Origin of the sequence: Streptomyces sp. NPDC056948, from assembly GCF_042674225.1 — a bacterium.
Classification (GTDB): Bacteria; Actinomycetota; Actinomycetes; order Streptomycetales; family Streptomycetaceae; genus Streptomyces; species Streptomyces purpurascens.
The window spans coordinates 1-1,180 of the sequence record NZ_JBHUQX010000822.1 but is presented as its reverse complement, the minus strand read 5'-3'; the positions used below and the strand labels follow the sequence as shown (position 1 = coordinate 1,180).

Here is a 1,180-nt window from a genome sequence, read left to right as displayed (position 1 = left end):
GGCCGAGCGAGGGCAACGGGCCGCCGGCCCGGCCGGCGGCCCGCCCGAGGGGCACTTGGTCGTCAGACGCCCGCTTCCCCCGGCTCCTCGGGGGTGTCCGGCACTTCGTCGGCACGGGCCAGGGCCTCGTCCACGCTCTCCGATATCGGCACCGTGATGCTGACGCCCGTCAGGTCGAGGATGCGTCGTACGGCGGACGTCGGGCTGATGACGTGCACACTGCCGGCGGTCTTACGGGTCTCCTGGTACACGCGCAGGATGATGTTCATCCCCGACGAGTCCATGAAGGGGACGGACGACAGGTCGAGCAGGAAGTGCCGTCGGCCGTGGTGGAGTTGGTTGGCCAGATGGGCCTGGAACTCGGTCGCTGTGTCGACGTCCAGGTAGCCGTCGACCGTGATCAGGGCCACGTCCTCCCGGGGCAGCTCGACTTCCACGGACAGCGGGTTCTGGGCGAGGGGCACGGATACCTCCAACAAGTGCTACGGCCTGGGCTGGTCACCTCTCAGGGGTGACCGCGGTACGGGGCGATGCCGGTCGTGGGGCGGGCTCGAATGCCGTGTTTCATGTGCCTCCCTTCGTCACCGGGCTCCGTTTTCACCGCGCCCCCGCGATTACCCCGGAATCCGCCCTCCATTCCCCAGGCCCCGAACCTCTCCGAGACCTGCCGCTCCGCTTCGTACGGTGGCAGGGGTGTGCGCCGAATGCGCTTGCGGCAGGAGGGTAATTGCTGCTGTGGAGCCGGGTGGGCGGGACCGTCCGCCGGGGATCCGCGATCCGCACACCGCGAGGGAGGATGGAGCAGCGTGGCCATCGACAGAATCTGGTCGTACGCGCCGGACAGCAGTCACGTCGAGGGGCAGGACCTGACCGGGTTCACCGTCGCCGCGACCGACGGCACGATCGGGCACGTGGACCGCGAGGCCGCCCCGCACGGCATGCGGCACCTGGTCGTCGACACCGGAGTCTGGGTGTTCGGGCGCAGCGTGCTGGTGCCGGCCGGAGTCGTCATCGGCGTCGACACGCAGGCCCGGAAGATCACACTGGCCTGCACCAGGGGAGACGCGAAGGCGGCCCCCCGCTTCCAGACGGACAGCGAGACCAGGGACCGGGAGTACCTGACGGCCGTGGGCGACTACTACGACCGGCTGCCGCCACGCGAGACGGCCTCGGTCTGAGC

Annotated in this window: 2 protein-coding genes; one reads left to right on the top strand and one right to left on the bottom strand. The window is 69.9% G+C overall.

The window, feature by feature from the left end:
- Positions 1-62: 62 nt before the first annotated feature.
- Positions 63-464, bottom strand: coding sequence for an STAS domain-containing protein (locus ACFTZL_RS45025; RefSeq protein ID WP_382596472.1), 402 nt, complete (start codon positions 462-464; stop codon positions 63-65).
- A gap of 342 nt (positions 465-806) precedes the next feature.
- Between ACFTZL_RS45025 and ACFTZL_RS45020 the strand changes: the two genes are divergently transcribed.
- Positions 807-1,178: a PRC-barrel domain containing protein gene (locus ACFTZL_RS45020; protein WP_382596469.1), complete on the top strand. Its 372-nt coding sequence runs from the start codon at positions 807-809 to the stop codon at positions 1,176-1,178.
- Positions 1,179-1,180 lie beyond the last annotated feature (2 nt).